General features: G+C 41.5%; 15 protein-coding genes. 3 read left to right on the forward strand and 12 right to left on the reverse strand.

Features of this window, described 5'->3' with window-relative positions:
• Nucleotides 1–54: 54 nt before the first annotated feature.
• Nucleotides 55–513 carry a hypothetical protein gene (locus WJR50_RS28550; protein ID WP_341296739.1) on the reverse strand — a complete coding sequence of 153 codons (459 nt, stop codon included), beginning with the start codon at nt 511–513 and terminating at the stop codon, nt 55–57.
• 215 nt (nt 514–728) lie between these two features.
• On the opposite strand from WJR50_RS28550, the gene WJR50_RS28555 reads away from it, so the two are divergent.
• Nucleotides 729–1,292 carry an MCP four helix bundle domain-containing protein gene (locus WJR50_RS28555; protein ID WP_341296740.1) on the forward strand — a complete coding sequence of 188 codons (564 nt, stop codon included), beginning with the start codon at nt 729–731 and terminating at the stop codon, nt 1,290–1,292.
• A gap of 87 nt (nt 1,293–1,379) precedes the next feature.
• On the opposite strand, the gene WJR50_RS28560 is transcribed toward WJR50_RS28555, so the two are convergent.
• The 7 genes from WJR50_RS28560 to WJR50_RS28590 form a co-directional block, all read right to left on the reverse strand.
• On the reverse strand, nt 1,380–1,865 hold the full coding sequence (locus tag WJR50_RS28560; protein ID WP_341296741.1) for a hypothetical protein: 486 nt from the start codon (nt 1,863–1,865) through the stop codon (nt 1,380–1,382).
• A 101-nt stretch (nt 1,866–1,966) separates the two neighbouring features.
• The gene (locus WJR50_RS28565; RefSeq protein WP_341296742.1) at nt 1,967–3,004 is read right to left on the reverse strand and encodes a serine hydrolase domain-containing protein; all 1,038 of its coding nucleotides are present in this window, start codon (nt 3,002–3,004) and stop codon (nt 1,967–1,969) included.
• Nucleotides 3,005–3,137: 133 nt separating this feature from the next.
• The gene (locus tag WJR50_RS28570) at nt 3,138–4,517 is read right to left on the reverse strand and encodes a serine hydrolase (RefSeq protein WP_341296743.1); all 1,380 of its coding nucleotides are present in this window, start codon (nt 4,515–4,517) and stop codon (nt 3,138–3,140) included.
• A 101-nt stretch (nt 4,518–4,618) separates the two neighbouring features.
• The gene (locus WJR50_RS28575; protein WP_341296744.1) at nt 4,619–5,584 is read right to left on the reverse strand and encodes a S41 family peptidase; all 966 of its coding nucleotides are present in this window, start codon (nt 5,582–5,584) and stop codon (nt 4,619–4,621) included.
• A 240-nt stretch (nt 5,585–5,824) separates the two neighbouring features.
• Complete coding sequence (locus WJR50_RS28580; protein ID WP_341296745.1) at nt 5,825–6,658, reverse strand: hypothetical protein; 834 nt, start codon at nt 6,656–6,658, stop codon at nt 5,825–5,827.
• 258 nt (nt 6,659–6,916) lie between these two features.
• Nucleotides 6,917–7,561, reverse strand: a complete 645-nt coding sequence (locus tag WJR50_RS28585; RefSeq protein ID WP_341296746.1) for a hypothetical protein — start codon at nt 7,559–7,561, stop codon at nt 6,917–6,919.
• 346 nt (nt 7,562–7,907) lie between these two features.
• Nucleotides 7,908–9,542, reverse strand: coding sequence for a P-loop ATPase, Sll1717 family (locus tag WJR50_RS28590; protein WP_341296747.1), 1,635 nt, complete (start codon nt 9,540–9,542; stop codon nt 7,908–7,910).
• A gap of 830 nt (nt 9,543–10,372) precedes the next feature.
• Here WJR50_RS28590 and WJR50_RS28595 point away from each other — a divergent pair.
• Nucleotides 10,373–11,011, forward strand: coding sequence for a PQLLE family protein (locus WJR50_RS28595; RefSeq protein WP_341296748.1), 639 nt, complete (start codon nt 10,373–10,375; stop codon nt 11,009–11,011).
• Between the two features lie 85 nt (nt 11,012–11,096).
• Here the strand turns inward: WJR50_RS28595 and WJR50_RS28600 are convergent, their stop codons facing one another.
• Together WJR50_RS28600 and WJR50_RS28605 are read right to left on the reverse strand one after the other, a co-directional pair.
• Entirely contained in the window at nt 11,097–11,276 is a 180-nt protein-coding gene (locus WJR50_RS28600) for a type II toxin-antitoxin system antitoxin (RefSeq protein ID WP_341296749.1), read from the reverse strand.
• A 15-nt stretch (nt 11,277–11,291) separates the two neighbouring features.
• The gene (locus WJR50_RS28605) at nt 11,292–12,146 is read right to left on the reverse strand and encodes an SPFH domain-containing protein (protein ID WP_341296750.1); all 855 of its coding nucleotides are present in this window, start codon (nt 12,144–12,146) and stop codon (nt 11,292–11,294) included.
• 231 nt (nt 12,147–12,377) lie between these two features.
• Between WJR50_RS28605 and WJR50_RS28610 the strand changes: the two genes are divergently transcribed.
• Nucleotides 12,378–12,542, forward strand: a complete 165-nt coding sequence (locus WJR50_RS28610; RefSeq protein ID WP_341296751.1) for a hypothetical protein — start codon at nt 12,378–12,380, stop codon at nt 12,540–12,542.
• 32 nt (nt 12,543–12,574) lie between these two features.
• On the opposite strand, the gene WJR50_RS28615 is transcribed toward WJR50_RS28610, so the two are convergent.
• Nucleotides 12,575–15,763, reverse strand: coding sequence for a VPS10 domain-containing protein (locus WJR50_RS28615; RefSeq protein ID WP_341296752.1), 3,189 nt, complete (start codon nt 15,761–15,763; stop codon nt 12,575–12,577).
• Nucleotides 15,764–15,876: 113 nt separating this feature from the next.
• Nucleotides 15,877–17,106: a GAF domain-containing sensor histidine kinase gene (locus tag WJR50_RS28620; protein WP_341296753.1), complete on the reverse strand. Its 1,230-nt coding sequence runs from the start codon at nt 17,104–17,106 to the stop codon at nt 15,877–15,879.
• Nucleotides 17,107–17,135: the final 29 nt, after the last annotated feature.

Raw genomic sequence — 17,135 nt, forward strand, 5'->3', positions numbered from 1 at the left:
GCATAAACTTTTGAGTTTTGGTTGACCCAAAGTTTACGTCCTGACCTGCTCTTTTCAAAATTTAAACATGCTCTTATCTCTTTTTGAATAGACAAGTGATAATACAGGTTGAGAAGTATTGGAATACAACACTGTCTTGAAATCAGTTACTTTTCCTGACAAAGTGGGACTGATTCCATTTGGTTTATTGGTACGCATAAGACTGATTGAAATTAGCTTTACGGTAGAAATTACAGGAAGTGATGTCCATTCACCTAACTTAAACCCACAAATAGAGGTATATTCCTTGAATTTTTTTTTGTTAAAATCTATCAGCGTTCCACTGTAGGATGATACAATAACCAGTCCGATGCTTATGGCTCCTATTCCTACACCTAATACCCTCTCCTCAGAACTTTCAATTTTAAAAAATAACGGACTTGCTAACGCAAATAACCCTGCCATGATTATAATTAACCCTAGTAAATGAGGGCCAGTGGCCAGATTTCGCTTTTTAAAGTTGAAAATATTCATTTAACTCGTGTTAGGGGCTTATCGTCTAGGCCAGGATTGGAGCAGTAAGTACTATCAAATTTCTTTATGCCTGGAATAGCCATTGTTAAGTTCATTGGCCAATGGGTTGTTGCCAAACTTCTGGCATGCATCCTTATATATTGTATATTTAGTGAAAATGAAATTACACAACAACACTAATCTGGATGAAATTATACAATAAAATTAAATGGGTTTTGAGTATACTGTTGGTTTTTATCATTGTACTGACCACCAATCTGATAGATAGAGATAATTTTAACCGCTTAAGACAATCCATAGTCACCATTTATGAAGACCGGCTGATTGTCAATGACTTGATATACGAAATGACATCGCTGATTCAAGACAAGCAAATCGCGCTGCTGAAATCAGATTCCGTATTTTTCCAGCAACAAAGCAGGCAGATCAATAATAAGATAGAAGCGATTATTGCGAGATACGAAGAGACAAAAATCACACAGGAGGAAGGTATAATCTTTGATCGTTTTAAGGAGAATATAGAAAGGCTGGCTGATATTGAAGCTGAATATATGGCTTCAGGTTTTGAGAATGAGGAAAGCATGATGAATCAGATCATCACGCTGAAAGAAAACCTCTATGATTTGTCTAAAATTCAGCTCAAAGAAGGAAAAAGGCAGATGGATTTTAGCCAGAGAACGATGGACACCATAGAACTATTTACGCAAATAGAAATTATATTTCTGGTAGTAATGGCGGTCCTTATTCAAATCATTATTTTATATAAACCTCCGAAATAAAAGTAAACTAGAATGATGTCACTAAGATTTGGTGAAGTCAAGGGCATCAGCTCTAGACTGAGAGTGGTGATGAAAAAGGAAAAATAGTTACCTCTTTTTTGATAAACTTCTCAATATTCTGGCTTCCTTTTTTTCATAAGGTTTGGTCTTCGTACACATGTGTGTCCATATTAAGTTTTTACCAGAAGGAAATTGAAGGGAGTCATTCCTGTAAAGCATCTCCTCTCCTCTGCCATAGATTAAGTATTCCCTATCTGTATGGAAAAAGTATCCACAAGAAGCGCCTGTTACTGATGAATACACACTAATTGTATCCTGACTGAATTCTCCTTTATAAACTTCCTGTATGGCTAATTCATATCTGATAAATTGATATTGATTAAAGTTGATATTATCTTGAATGGAAATATTTCCTGACGAATCAATCTCAATCAATTCTTTACCAATCACCTCTCCCCTTACTATGAGTTCCTGTGTATTAAATGCTTCTTTTACTGATAATTCATTTCCACATGAACAACTCAGAGCATCAAAAGACCATAACATCAGAATTGCTATATGAATGATTTTCATTTTATTACATTCTTTAATTGCACTAAACTTAAGTAAACAAAAATTATTTTCTTGTCAAACTGTCGTGAAGCGGTCATGCACGTAGCATGTTTGTCTTCTTGTTAACTTATCCCCTTTCTCAGTATTTTTACAATCCGATTATAGACGATCTCTGATAGGTTCCAGTGGTATCCGTCAAAATCAGTGGTATTCATAAATAGGATAACCACCGTATCTATGTCCTGATGATATTGGGCGATACTTTGGTAGCCGGGAATCAGGCCGGTATGCTCGTATACATAGATAGAGGAGTAGATTTCCTGCTCACCTTCCTCAAACAGTGAACCATCGTTGAGTGCCCGCAGGAATATACCTACATCTTCCGCACTCGCGACCATGGAGCCATAATCAGTGGTCTTGATATCTTCTTCCACACCCACATAATAGCCACCCATTAAATCATCCATATTTACTTCATGTATGGAACCGAAAGTATGATGCAGTCCGAGAGGATTCAAAATCGCTTCTTTAATGTATTGGGAATTGCTCATGCCACTCGCCTTCTCCACGAGCATGGAAATCAGCAGATAATTGGTGTTAGAATATTCATAATCATCATCGGGTGCAAAGCGGGCGGGAAGATCCAGCACACGCGCAAGGGTTTCCTGACTGTTTTTGGGTGGGTCTGTCCAGAAGTTAGGGGTGTTGGTAAAATTAGGAATTCCACTTCTGTGCTGTACCAGCATGCGCAGGGTGATGCCTTCCGCATTTTCAATCCTTCCCACCAGTTCAGGAAAGTAATCAGCCAGGGTTTTGTCCAGCGACAAGCGTTGGTCACTAAGCAGTTTGGTGATGGCTACTGCTTCGTACAATTTGCCGATGCTGGCGATCTTGAATAAGGCATTAGGATTGGCAGGTATTTTATTTTCTCGCTCATGCCAGCCGGCAGCATAAAACTCCGGGGGCTTGCCTGCCTGATCCACGTATACAATCACACCTTCAAAGCCATGGTCAAGGGCTTCATTGACCTGTTCCTGCACCGTATCCGGTAGAGGCAGTATCCAGGCCCATAATATTGGCCATGGCACAAAGAACATAGAGGCTATGGTGCCTAGCAGCAATACGATTCTGAGGATTTGTTTTGATTTTAGCTTGGTCATGAGGGTATATATTGACTCACTTTTAACATAGAAGATCTGCCACCCTGAAACCGGTTCAGGCTTGGCAGATCTACCCCTAAATTTATTTTACGGTACATTTCCGGTTTGTGGAGACACAAACCGAGGATATTAGTTACTCAACCTTTTTACCCAACAATTCCTGCCCTGCCTGAAAGAGGGTGAGGCTTTTTACACTGTCTTGTTCTACCTTGAAAGTAATCCTGGCTTCAACTACTGTCAGAAAGAAAGCAGTATCGCTCTCAGGATACATTTCAAACCTCTGTTGCGCGGTGGCCTGCCCGTACAACTGCTCACCTTCTCTGGTAATGGTGATTTTGAATTCGGGCTGCAATTCATACACCCCTACATATTTTTCAAGCGTAGCTTCCGGGACTTCCACCGCATCACTTTTGCCTTGTACCTCTGTTAATGGTGAACCGCTGTCCAGTAAATGAAAGCCTATATCATCTGAAGAGGTAGCTGAATTGGTAAGCAGGACCACCCCTTTGCCCGTTTCCTTGACAAAGCCCACAAACGTCCGGTATCCGCCAGTGCCGCCATTATGCCAGATGACATCCCCCTGCTCTCCCAGCTTAATATGCCATCCCATACCTACTGACATGCCATTGGCTTTGCTATGCCGGGGCTTATGCGTCATTTCCATGGCTTCATACAAGGGCGTATTGACGAAACCCAGATTAGCAGAAATAAATTTAGCCATATCTGAAGATGAACTTCTGATCCCTCCTGCCCCGGCAAGTGTGGGTATATCCCAACTTTCCACCACCTTGTTGCCACTATGGCCTAATGCCAGATGATCTTTCATACTTTGGGTGAAATTAATTCGGGTGTCGTTCATTTCCAGGGGTTCGGCAATGGTCTGTACCATCAAATCCTCATAAGTAGTATTTTGATTCTCTGCCAGCAGATGTCCTAATAGTCCCTGCGCGAAGTTGGAATATTCGTATTCCGCACCAACAGCCCGTACGGGTTCATACGTAGAGATGAACGTATATATCTGCTCCACCGTGTAGTCAGCAAAAGGGTTTTGGGGATTGGCAGGAGTAAAATTATCCGGCATACGGGGCAGACCGGAAGTGTGATCAGTAAGATGACCGAAGGTAATGACATCCTCGCCCATGGTAGGAACGCTGATGCTATCGGGGAGCAATGTGCTGATATCATCATCCAGGTTTATTGCTCCATCCAGCACCTGCTGCGCCAGTAATATTCCGGTAAATACCTTAGAGATAGAGCCTATTTCGTAGATAGAGTTTTCATCTACCGGTTTACCAGCTTCCTCGGTTTTACCAAAATTATAGTACTGCACGCCTGAGGAGTCAATGAGTGCAATGGCAATGCTGGGCGTAATGTCTTCCGCTATACGTTTTTCTATGCTCTCTACTACTTCGGTAGGTAGTCCTTCCTCATAGGTCTGCTCGGCACTTTCCCGACATTGAAAAGCGATCAAAGCGAGGAACAAGAAAGACACGAGGTTTTGTTTTTGTTTCATTGATTAAGGTTTGGTTATAAAAGATAGGCTTACAAATGCATTCCAATACTGACGCAAAGAATATTGCCTGCTGAAGCGCTACTGTACAATGATACAAATCATCAGTCATTTTCAATCCACATTATAGCTTCCTGAATAATATCACCATCTTCAACTATAAGGTCTGGTTCAACAGGCATACCATAAGTCTTTTTGTTTCTGTCAGCCAGATAAGCAGTAGTAAGATAGAGTGTAGCGTTGTCACTAAGGTTATAAGTAGAATTTGCCGTAGAAAGGCCACAGGTTGTCTGTCCAAAACTTCTGGTATTGGCTCTTCCGATAAAGCTTATGGCGACTACCTCACCCGAACTGGATACGCCATTGTTCAGCAATACCGCTACTTTGGGATCAGGAACTTCTAAGGCATAACTACTCAGGCTGGTTACTTTATTTCCGTTATAAACTGAAGCATTATTCTGAAAACCCCAGGAGGACTCCAAACCATCAGGATCAATGAAATAGCCGGCGGTGCCTTCTCCCAGAATTGGCCCTAGCCCCGCAATCATCGGCCACATATTACCGCCACCCATACTGCGGAGGTCCACGATCCAGCCCATGATCTCCGGGCTATCATCACTTTTAATCTGATCTCGCAAGCCCTGCGCATAGCTAAGACCTTCCGCGTCATTTGACGCACCACTATATCCGCTTACTTTTACATACCCAATATGTTGAGGAAGGCTGGGTTCAGAGATGTTGGGAAATTCACAACCAATGGTCCGCTCTCCATAAATAAAACCTCCATCAGGCTTTGCATAAGAACTATGATTATCTTCCAGTAAAGTCAGCGCCGTGGATATTCCCGGGTAAATGTCTGACATAGATGCAATACCGTTGATTCTTGTCAACACCTGATTTCTAAAGTCTGTCCAGTCTATCTCATTCCTCCTGAGAGAATTGGTCTGCATGATGTCCAGCACTTCATTGAGATGTTCTTCCGCCTTGAGCTGTTCCGGATTGGGTTCATCCTCACTGCAGGATGTCAGGATAAGAAACAGAAGGCAAAGCGCTAACAATTGCGGTTTCATATAAAGAGCGGATTGGCTAAAACATCATTACAAAAGCAAGCCGAATTTTTAAGGGATGATACTTACTATGTATTGTGTTGAATATAATATTTTCCTATGAATAGCACAATGCATAGCTCGTGAATAAGCATTACCACAGTCCTTTTAACTTGTGCAGACTTAGCGTTAAGCGACCATCATTGTGGCAATCCTGTGAGGACGATTATAGCAGTCTTTTACATCCGGGAGGTATCACAATTGTTAGTTTTTATGTTTTAATCTAAGACCAATTCTAAAGCGTTTGCCATCTGGAATATTCAATTTAAATGAAAGATATAACATCAATAAAAACACAGTAAATGTCATAAAAAACGCTGCATACTCATTGATTGAGCCGATAAATGCCGTTAATAACTTGGTTTGCTCAGCTTCAGCAATCAGGTTGGTAGTAAAAGCGTTAACGAAGAATAAGGCACTTACCAGAAGCCACGGCCAGCCTGACCTCCATTGCATAAAAAATAACAGTAATCCTAAAGCCACGCATATTGTTGTAGCTATAATAGCTGCACTTTCAAAACGGTAAAAGGTTTCCGGTCCCTCAATCTTATATTGAGGCACAAAACTAATCAAGGTAAAGAACATTGCGATTCCCAGAAATAAGAGCGTACTACTCAACAGTAAATGACCATGCAGCTTTCTGTTTTTTCTAAATAAAAACCCCAGTAAGATAAGAATGCCAACTTCCAATGCTGGAAAAATATTTTGAATGACCAGAGGATCAGCTTCCCCCCTCGCCGCAGCTTTAGAAGCAGAGTGCACGGATAGCAATATCAGGGTGGCAATAACTAAGGGGCCTAATACAAAGATAAACGCCCCTATTTTTTTATGCTGATGATACTTTTTCCCTGAAATATATCGCAATTGTACCAATAATACGATTAACCAGGAAAAGGTTGTAACAACATGCAGATGGTGGTATACAGTTGGGTTTGCATCAGCACCAAAATAAATATTCCAAAAACCTGTGACACTGAACAGGAAAACAATTAATAGAAAGATCAGGTGAATTGCATGATTGTCTGGTTTAGCTTTCATCTTTTCTCAATTCATATGCTTAAATAAAACAAGCCTTATGGTGATTACCTATAATTGTTACTCCTCCTCAGACTAACCTGCAAGCAGCCGCCGGAGTGGCGACTCCCGGAGTGGCGACTCCCGATGCGGGAACGCTGAGCTTAATAGTAACAATCCGTGTCCTATGGCAACTATTCCATCGGGGCAATTCCATTGTGGCAATTCCATTGGGGGTGACACTGAGGGTGGATTAACTGCTATTTTCTTCCGGTAGTACTTTTACTTTGCAGACTGTGATGAAACTTCAGCCGCCAGCAGGCTTAGATCGGCGCCACGTTTGATCCCTTTTAATTGGATGACTTCTTTGTCTGACTTCATCACGTAATGCTCATCCCGCATAGAAAGAACATAAACCGGATTTTTGTAATCATACAACTTATGAGGGTTTGGAATATTGGGCAGTTCTTCTATGTACCTGTTCATCCTGGTGACGATCGTAGGAAGCTCAAAATCCCACATTTTCACAAATCCCCCCAGGTCATGGGCTGTACTTTCTGCTATATAGGTAAATACCTCACCCTTCAATAGTATCCGGTCAATCTGCTCGGGTTCGGCAAATATATAAATAGAGTCATTTTTCACGACTTCAAATTCAGCTGTAAGAATATTGAAGCGGAGAGGTAATTGAGAAACTTCGGTAAAACCGTTGTAGTACACGATACCTATAATAAATTCATCGTGGAGATAAGGAGTACCCCGCACCACGTCAATATGGGTAAACTCGCTTACGTCTACCACTCCATTTTTAGCGGGTAAACCTTCCCCTCCCCAAAAATTACCGGAATATGGCTGAAGCGTCTGAGCATAGGTAGTGACAGGAACGAAACAAAATAGTGTGAGTATTAGGGTTCTGGCGTTCCTCATAAAGCAGTAATTTATACACCTCATATAAGTTACTTCCTTTACCCCGCTTTTCAAAGCAATTATCCTCAGAGTTGCCTGTAAGCGGCCGCCGATGCGGGAACTCTGAGATCTCTAGTAGTAATCAGTGTCCTCTGACGAGTGACACTGATGAAGGTTAATAAGCGTAGTACAAGTTTTCAAATTTATACCGTTACTGGCTTAAGTTTATGTGAACTTAAGCCTACTGCTACTGTCAAGTTTAAAAACTTGACTTGATCCATAAGCTTAAGTAGCATACTGAAGCTAGAGAGGGTTAATTTTTAAACAAGAAATTTGAGACATGCACCATATAATAATTTGTTTCTTGCTATTTTATTCTTAGAGCTTTTTTAAACATTGGGTGTACGTAGAATTTTGATACAGGTGTAAGGTCACTTGATTCAATTGCAGTATAAGATTCATAGATATATTCTGTTTTGGTTTCTGGTCCTATTTTAATTCCTAGAAGACCAGTTTCATAAAGTGTGATTAGCACCTTGTTTAAAAGCTTTATTGCTTCAAAATCATTACCATAATTGTTAAAAAATGATTGTAATTCATCATTTAAATTTTTGATTTCGTCATTACCAATAATTTCAACAAAATACTCTTCTGCTACTACGACTATCTCATCTCTTTTAAAACCATCTTTTTTTCCTTTTAAAAAACCATATAAACAAAATAAGTTGCCATAATTTTCAATCCACTCATCATTAAGTGCACGTAACCTTTCATGAGAGTATTCATCTTCAGCTAAACGCAATATTTCTCTAGAAATACGTGTTTTACCATCAGCATGCTTGATACATTTATTAAAAAAGTCAATTACATCTCTTGGACGCATAAATGTTCTTTGCACCAGATAGTCGAAACCAGAAATTTGTTTTTTGCTGTGACTTTTTGCTTCAGGTAAAACATCTTCAACGGTTGGGCTATCACTTGTATATGTTCCCCTCATAAGTTCTCTTAATCTATTGTTAAGAAGTTGCATCAGTTCTGATTCTGACCATTTTATATCAAGATACAAATGATTATACTTTTCGCGTTGGACACCTCTAACCAAGTTTGACTTTAATATTTTTTTATGAATGTTCGTTCTTAGTGCTATTACAATCTTGAAATTGCTAATACGACTTAAATCTTTTATAGTCTCAATGAGTGCTTTCAGCAAATCATAAACAATTGTATTAGAGACCCATTCCTTATCCAAATCATCAATAATAATGAAAAATTTCTTCTGAGATTTAATGAACATTTTGGTTTCCATAATGTCCAAAATATTATTGATATGTTCAATCTGAGATTCGTTAACTACCTTTTGAGCCTTATTGATTACTTCATATTTTATAGTATTGGAATCTTTAGATTCTTTGTCAACTTTACCAAGTACTTTAAATAGCTCTTTAATATCAACTTGGCCACCCAACTCTCCTTTAAAACGATTTTCTAAGGAAGTTTCCATCTCTTTTATTCGATATTCTGTATTCTCCCAAAATTTGTCCTCCCATTTTTCAAGATAATCTAATGAACTCTGCTTTGCTTTGTTTGGAAGTTGATTTTTAAGCCAATCTATTATGCTTTTTGACTTATCAATGTTGTTATCATAATATAATTTGATCAGTTCAACTATAAAAACATGCTTCCAAAGGACTTTATAAAAAAGATCAAGTTTTACATTTAATTTTTTAAAATACTGAATTATATCAGAGTTACTCAAATGTCGGAGTGAAATACTTTCAGGGTCAATTCTTTTTATGTATTGCTCATTTTTTTCTAAATATTTAATTAAAGCGGATTTTCCAGACCCAGTTCTACCAATTAGAATACTCTTTGGATTACTCATGTCACTTAACAACGTGAGATCATTCTTGTCAACGAACGCTGCAATAAGAAACCGATCGTTTTCGGCATCAAGGCTACCAATGTCAATATTTCTTTTGAATTTATAACTGTTTTGACTCATTCAATGTGATTAGAGTTTGAATACTTTGGCTGTTACTGTTATTTTTATTTTTCAACTGTATTTATTTAAGTGCTCTTACTCACCATATACTAGTTTCTAATATAACGTTTTTATATTTTTACAACAATAGATGTAAAATTAAATAGCTTTATCTAAACACCTTATCTAAGTGTTCAATGATCGCTTGTAGACACCCTACCCCTTTTCCCCCACCTCCCCACACAGAAAGAGCCTTTTCACAAGTCCGTTTGCCGTTATGACGAATAGATAGGTGCTTATTTGTAGTTCGTTTCATCTTTCGGAACATGGATAAGGGCTTATCAATGGTTTGTATGAGGGTTCAGCTAACAGATAAGTGCTGATATATACTTTATTTGACCGTTCAACGCATAGATAAGGGCTTATATATACTTTGTTTGACGCTACAACTTATAGATAAGCACTCATATGCTAATTATTCGGGCGTTCATGTAATAGATAAGTACTCATCCGTAAGTTTTCCGGGCGCACATGTAATAGATGAGTACTCATCTACAACTTATTGGGCCGTACATGTAATATATAAGCACTCATCTGTCTTTCCTCCAAAATAATAAAGTGTGTTTATATCCTCCAGGCCCATCATGTAAGAAGTTGAGGAACGCAAAAGAGTAAAGTTATTTTATTTATATTATTTATTATTTTAATAATATTTATCTCCTTAATTTTATCTCGTTGAGCGGTCGCTCAATGCTGCAATGGTGGCTGGCAAACAGTTTTCAGTATCCTACCCCTGCCTTTATGCCCGCCATAAAAGCCAATACAGCTTTATAAACAGATACTATAATCGTATGATTAGAAACAAGAAGGAGTACAAGAAGAGCTGGGTACAGACCACTCTGGAAGCTGCCCGCCAGCATGCGGACATTCAGCTATCCATGCTGGGCTACGGCTATGATGAGGGTAAACTGGGCGTAGCGGAGCATCTGCTGGGCGAGGTACAGAAGTGGGATACACTCTACTCGGAGCACCTGGGCGGACAGAAAAAAGCTACCCAGAGTATCAAAGAAGCACGTCAGGAGGTGCATGGTCGCTATGTGAAGCACCTGAGGGTAGCCAGGGTAGCGCTGGAGTCTCACAAAGACCTTTGGGACCTGCTCAAGATTGAAGGCCCTCGCAAGGTATCGCTGCCCGAATGGCTGGGACAGGTAAAAGCCTTTTATTATCACTATGACAGGGCGGCCGACATCCTCAAGCAATTCAATATCACACGGAGTGAGGTAGATCAAACCATCGCCATGATTGAGGCCATTGAGGACTACAGAGTGCAGCAGGCGCTAAACCGCTCTCACGCGCAGGAAGCTACGCAGAGACGTGATCAGTTTTCCCGCGAGCTGGACAAATGGATGAGTGAGTTTATGTATGTCGCCAGGCTGGCCCTGAAAGACCATCCCCAGTACCTGGAAGCCCTGGGTAAAACGGTAAAGTAGCTATTTCACAGCAGATCTGCCACCCTGAGATCCTGACATTTGGCTACCGCCTGTCGTCAGGATAGCTTTGTTCGGGGTGACAGATCTATTTATCCCCTTTATCTCCCTTTTCTTTTTTCGGATTACGGCCTGCTTCCTTCAAGGCCCGGTCAATGATCCACTCCAGCTGACCGTTTACACTTCTGAACTCGTCAGAGGCCCACTTTTCTACCGCTTCCATCATTTCCGGACTCACACGTAACACAAATGGCTTTTTCTTGGCCATAAAAAAATCTAATAATTATTGATACAAGGTTCCGGTATTCACCACCGGGGATACATCTTTATCCGCGCAGAGCACTACCATCAGATTGCTCACCATAGAAGCCTTTTTATCTTCATCCAGTTCAATGATCTGCTTCTGGGCTAACTCTTCCAAAGCCATTTCCACCATACTCACTGCACCTTCCACGATTTTCTCCCTTGCCGCTACGATAGCAGTAGCCTGCTGACGACGGAGCATGGCGCTGGCAATCTCTGAGGAGTAGGCCAGATAACCGATGCGGGCTTCAATCACATGTATACCTGCCATTTTCAGCCGGTCAGAGAGTTGGTTTTCAAGTGCTTCATTTACCTCATCTACCCCCGATACCAAAGTAATCTCATCCTCCTCATTAAAGTTATCATAAGGATAAGAATAAGCCAGTTTCCTTACCGCCGCATCCGACTGCACCTTCACAAAATTCTCAAAAACATCCACTTCAAAAGCCGCTTTATAGGTATCCTGTACTCTCCACACCAGTATCACGCTGATCATTATCGGGTTACCCAGTTTATCATTCACTTTCACCCTTTCACTATCAAAATTACGCGCCCTTAATGAGATCTTCTGACGGGTATAAAAGGGGTTGGTCCAGAAAAATCCATTCTTTTTAACCGTTCCTACATAGTCGCCAAAGAGTACCAGTACCCTGGATTCATTGGGATTGACCATAAAAAAGCCTCTGAGAAAGAAAGCTATAGTTACAATTGATAGCGCAATCCATAATGGATTTTTGGTGATGGCCGCAGCCAGTAGTATTACACATACCAGAACGAAGGCTACGACTGCCATAACATAACCTGAGAGGGCTGATACTTCTTTTTCCTGTTTCATGGGTTGATTATTTGTTGTTAAAGGTCATATAGGGATGCTGATGGGTAAATGCATCTGCTCAATATCCATCCGGTTACGTCTTCCAGCATTGCACATCATCAATATAGAAAAATGATATCATAATGATATCAAAATAAATTGATATCTGCAATAATTAATTGATGGGAGGTATAAAGGCTGTGCTTTTCATTTGAAAATGGAAGAACATCAGGGTTCACCAAACGATAATTGATGTTCGTATTGCTATCAATTCGTAAGCTTGATGAGAGTAAGTCAAATTCCGGAGGAGAAGAAAATATCTTCTCAGGGGCGATCATTGTGGTAAGCTTAGTAAGCGATAAAGCGTATAAAAAAACCATCGCACTGCCTGGGGAATACAGACCATACGATGGTTAAGATTTATTTGATATTCCTAAGAAACCTTATGGCTAAGGATTTACGGGAGAGGCTTCGTCTTTAAGGCTTACCGCACTTACGTTTTTCTCCTGTACCATGCGGTTAAACTCCGGTACTTCCTGATTGACTACCTTTTGGAACTGCTGTAACTGCTCATCTATCTCCTGGGTAATCTCATTCTTAAACGCAATGGACTGCTGTGTAGGACGGAAATGTCCGTAACCTACCTGTGAGCCTACGTTGGCCAGCTTATTATTCAGTTTGATCGGGAAATTGAGTGGGTCCTGATTACTTCTGTTCTTGGTCTGATAGAGTTCCTTCTCTATCAGTGTAATCTGCTCGTCTATCGCCTTGGCTTTATCCACGATCTCCTGCATGTTTTCCTTTCCTTTCACCCTTTCTACTACCGTATTCATCTGCTCCCTGATGTTGCGGATATCTTCAATGGTCTGATGGGTTTCGGTCAGCTTATCCCGCACCGACATCAGGAAATCAAACTGTGCCTGCAGGTCTGCCTGGCTGGATGTCCAGCGGGGATCGGCCAGAATTTTAAAATTCTGTTCCACCACCTGATCGTTCACCGCCAATTCCACCTGATAGGTGCCGGGCAGCGCCTTGGGACCATTCATTCCCCCACCCCAAAGGATCATCCCCTCAAAGCTTTTGGCATCAGGATAGCGCATATCCCAATTGAAAGTGTTGAAACCCTGCTCAGCTTCCAGCTTACCTTTGCTTAGGTCTTTTTCATCCTCGCTTAAGGCTGTACTATATTCTTTGATCAGCTTACCATTGTTCTCTTTGATTCTGAGACTTACGGTAGTGGTGGTATCTACTTCATTTTTGAGGTAATAATGGATCATTACTCCTCCCGGATGGTTGGTTCCCTCAGTAGGCGAGTCGCCTCGCTGTCCGCCATCCATCAGGTAGCTGTCCATCGGCTTATAAAGATAAGCTTCGCTGCTGGCAACCTGCTCATTGAGTTGATGCAGCGGCGTAAGATCATCTATAAGCCAAAAGCTGCGTCCCTGCGTAGCCGCTATCAGGTTATTTTCCTTTACTGCCAGATCAGTGATGGGTACAATGGGCAGGTTAAGCTGGAAAGAAGACCAGCTGGCACCATCATCAAAAGAGATGTACATACCGGTTTCCGTACCGGCATACAATAATCCCTGGCGTTTAGGGTCTGCTCGTACCACCCGGGTAAAATGTTCAGCATCAATACCATTCACAATCAGCTCCCAGCTCTTGCCATAGTCTTTGGTCTTGTACAGATAAGGCTGAAAGTCACCTAATTTATAGCGGGTACCGGCTACATAAGCGCCCCCTTCGGTAAAAGGATCTGCCTCTATGCTGTTGATCATCATCCACTCCGGCATACCGGGAGGGGTAACGTTCTCCCAGTTGTCTCCTCCATCTCTGCTGATATGGATCAGTCCGTCATCCGATCCAGTCCAGAGCAAACCTTCCTCATAAGGTGATTCTATGGCAGCAAAAATAGTAGCATAGTATTCCACACTGGTATTATCCTTGGTAATGGGTCCACCTGAAGAACCAAGTTTGGTAGTATCGTTGCGGGTAAGGTCAGGACTGATCTCTTCCCAGCTTTGTCCTTCATCGGTAGTTACATGTAGATGATTGGATGCCGTATACATCTTATTGGGATTGTGCGGCGAGAAGAAGATGGGATAATTCCACTGGAAGCGGTACTTCAATGTCTTGGCGCCATAGCCCATAGGGTTATCGGGCCATACATTGATCAGTCTGATCTGGTTATTATCATGGTTAACGCGAGACAAAAAGCCTCCGTAACTACCGCCGTAAACGATATCATTGTTCTCAGGGTCAACGGCCAGGTGGGCACTTTCTCCTCCGGCAGTTTCTTCCCAGTGATTTTCGTTGATGCTGTAGTCATCACTACGGTGCAATATGCGTAAGGTAGAATTATCCTGCTGCGCACCATAGATACGGTAAGGAAAATGATCGTCGGTGGTGACACGGTAGAACTGGGCGGTAGGCTGGTTGTGGTAGGTAGTCCAGTTAGCCCCTCCGTCATTACTCACCTGTGCCCCACCATCATCGGCGATGACCATCCGCTGGTTATCTTCCGGTGCTATCCACAGATCATGATGGTCGCCATGCGGTGCGTTATAGGATTCAAAGGTTTTGCCCCCATCTTTGGACTTGTGGTAGCTTACATTGAGTACATACACAATATCTTCATCCTCGGTATCGGCATAGATACGTGTATAATACCAGGCTCTCTGTCGCAGGCTTCGGTCTTCATTGGTTTTTGTCCAGGTTTTACCGGCATCATCAGAACGAAAAACGCCTCCATTATCGGCTTCTATGATGGCATAGACTCTTTCGGAGTTTACCGGAGATACGCTTACTCCTATGATGCCCAGTGTACCCTCGGGCATTCCTTCATTGTCAGAGATTTCGGTCCAGGTATCCCCGGCATCGGTACTTTTCCAGAGTGCGGAGCCTTCTCCACCACTCTCCAGGCTGTAAGGCGTACGTCTGATTCTCCAGGTACTGGCATACATGATACGGGGATTGTTGGGATCAAATACCAGATCAACCGCACCGGCATTATCATTGGCATAAAGCACCTTTTCCCAGGTTTCTCCTCCATCGGTAGAGCGGAATACCCCTCTCTGCTCATTAGGCGCGAAGAGATTTCCCATTGCCGCCACGTATACGATGTCCGGATTCTGAGGATGAATCCTGATTCTACCGATTTGTCGGGTTTCGTTGAGGCCGATATTCTTCCAGGTCTTGCCGGCATCAGTAGATTTCCATACACCATAACCAAAAGAGACGTTACCTCTGACGGTCTTTTCGCCCCCTCCTACATAAATCACGTTGTTATCGTATTCACTAACGGCAACGGCACCAATAGAGCCTCCAAAATAGCCATCGGTAATGTTTTCCCAGGTTTGTCCGGCATCTTCGGTTCTCCATACTCCTCCTCCGGTGGCACCAAAGTAATAAAGGTTGGGATGATCGGGGACTCCGGTGACTGTAGCAGAACGTCCGCCTCTGTAAGGTCCTATAGATCGCCATTCAAGACCATTATAAAGTGCGGTATCATAAGAAAGGGTGTTAGCCTGCGTACGGTTTCTTCGTTGAGCACTCAGATCAGTACTAAAAATAAGCGTGAGGAAAAGTAAAAAAACCACTCCTCTTCCGCCCCATTCAGGTTTGTAGCTATGCATCATTATTAGAATGTTAGGTTTTATTTAGTGAGGCCTGAATATAAGGCAATTCACTCAAATTGTAGAAAAAGAGATGCTAAAAACTAAAAAAAACAAAATATTCAAAGGCTGGTAAACTACAAATACTTATAGATGGTAAAGCTAAAAATACTACCTTTTTGATAGGTGCTTTCCACCTTCAGTGAACCGCCATGCTTTTCGGCAAATTCTTTACAAATCAACAGGCCCAGGCCAGCTCCTTTCTCGCCCTTAGAGCCCGGCAGACTTACTCTTTCATCCCAATGAAAGAGTTTGTGCAATAGATCTCCTTTCATTCCTACCCCATTATCCTTGATGTTTATCTGGTGAAAATCTTCAGTTTGAGAAACACTAATCTCAATCGTTCCACTCTGGGTAAACTTGTTGGCATTCTGTAGAAGGTTTCGTATCATAAACCGAATCATATCTGCATCGCCTAATAGTTGATAAGGCTGGGAAATATGATTGATAATGTTATTGTTTTTCTGGGCGGTATTATACTCCTGATGGTGGATCGTTTCATTTAAAATGGTATCCAGCCTCAATGGCTGGACGATCATTCTATTTTCCTCTATCTGCGTCACTCCCCATTGGATCAGGTTTTCCATCAGATTCAAGGAAGAATCCAGTAGTTTTGATATACCCCTGCTAAAGTCAATACTTTCCTTAGGGCTGATTTGCTTTTCATTGAATAGCTCCAGGAAACCTTTCAGGCTGGTTAGGGGACTCCGGAGATCATGAGAGATGATAGATATTAACTTATTACTTACCTGATTTAGTCTATTAAGCTCTTTGTTTTGCCTATGTATTTTTCCTATTGATTTTGTCAAATCCCGCACATGAAGTTTAAGTTCAAGTTGCTGTATCACCTGACGACCGAGCACCTGTAAACTAAATATCTGGTCCTCACTTAATGTACGAGGAACGGTATCAATAACACACAATGTACCGAGGCGAAAGCCATCAGGAGTAATCAAAGGCATGCCGGCATAAAAACGAATATTAGGTTTATTAACTACAAACGGATTGTTTGCAAAACGTACGTCCTCACGTGCATCGTTGACAATCAGTACATCATCAGATTGAATAGCATGAGAGCAGAAAGAAAGCTCTATAGGAGTTTCAGTGATATGTACGCCTACCTTAGCCTTAAACCACTGTCTTTCTTTTTCTAGCAGGGATATCAGTGAAATAGGCGCATTGCAGATCATTGAAGCCAATTTAACCAATTCATCAAACTCTTTCTCCGGTGGGGTATCAAGGATTTTATACCTTTTAACAGCTTCTAACCTTTGAGGTTCTCCTAATAATTTATTTGAATTAATCATATACTCCTTTGAATCAGATAAAGTATGAA

The sequence above is a fragment of the Catalinimonas locisalis genome (assembly GCF_038039535.1).
Taxonomy (GTDB): Bacteria; Bacteroidota; Bacteroidia; order Cytophagales; family Cyclobacteriaceae; genus Catalinimonas.

What these genes read in the sequence shown, in the direction of transcription:
- WJR50_RS28600 (WP_341296749.1), bottom strand. Translation starts at nt 11,276, where the DNA reads ATGGCCAAGAAAAAGCCATTTGTGTTACGTGTGAGTCCGGAAATGATG.
- WJR50_RS28570 (WP_341296743.1), bottom strand. Translation starts at nt 4,517, where the DNA reads ATGAAACAAAAACAAAACCTCGTGTCTTTCTTGTTCCTCGCTTTGATC.
- WJR50_RS28610 (WP_341296751.1), top strand. Translation starts at nt 12,378, where the DNA reads ATGTTCGTATTGCTATCAATTCGTAAGCTTGATGAGAGTAAGTCAAAT.
- WJR50_RS28550 (WP_341296739.1), bottom strand. Translation starts at nt 513, where the DNA reads ATGAATATTTTCAACTTTAAAAAGCGAAATCTGGCCACTGGCCCTCAT.
- WJR50_RS28615 (WP_341296752.1), bottom strand. Translation starts at nt 15,763, where the DNA reads ATGATGCATAGCTACAAACCTGAATGGGGCGGAAGAGGAGTGGTTTTT.
- WJR50_RS28565 (WP_341296742.1), bottom strand. Translation starts at nt 3,004, where the DNA reads ATGACCAAGCTAAAATCAAAACAAATCCTCAGAATCGTATTGCTGCTA.
- WJR50_RS28605 (WP_341296750.1), bottom strand. Translation starts at nt 12,146, where the DNA reads ATGAAACAGGAAAAAGAAGTATCAGCCCTCTCAGGTTATGTTATGGCA.
- WJR50_RS28595 (WP_341296748.1), top strand. Translation starts at nt 10,373, where the DNA reads ATGATTAGAAACAAGAAGGAGTACAAGAAGAGCTGGGTACAGACCACT.
- WJR50_RS28590 (WP_341296747.1), bottom strand. Translation starts at nt 9,542, where the DNA reads ATGAGTCAAAACAGTTATAAATTCAAAAGAAATATTGACATTGGTAGC.
- WJR50_RS28585 (WP_341296746.1), bottom strand. Translation starts at nt 7,561, where the DNA reads ATGAGGAACGCCAGAACCCTAATACTCACACTATTTTGTTTCGTTCCT.
- WJR50_RS28575 (WP_341296744.1), bottom strand. Translation starts at nt 5,584, where the DNA reads ATGAAACCGCAATTGTTAGCGCTTTGCCTTCTGTTTCTTATCCTGACA.
- WJR50_RS28580 (WP_341296745.1), bottom strand. Translation starts at nt 6,658, where the DNA reads ATGAAAGCTAAACCAGACAATCATGCAATTCACCTGATCTTTCTATTA.
- WJR50_RS28620 (WP_341296753.1), bottom strand. Translation starts at nt 17,106, where the DNA reads ATGATTAATTCAAATAAATTATTAGGAGAACCTCAAAGGTTAGAAGCT.
- WJR50_RS28560 (WP_341296741.1), bottom strand. Translation starts at nt 1,865, where the DNA reads ATGAAAATCATTCATATAGCAATTCTGATGTTATGGTCTTTTGATGCT.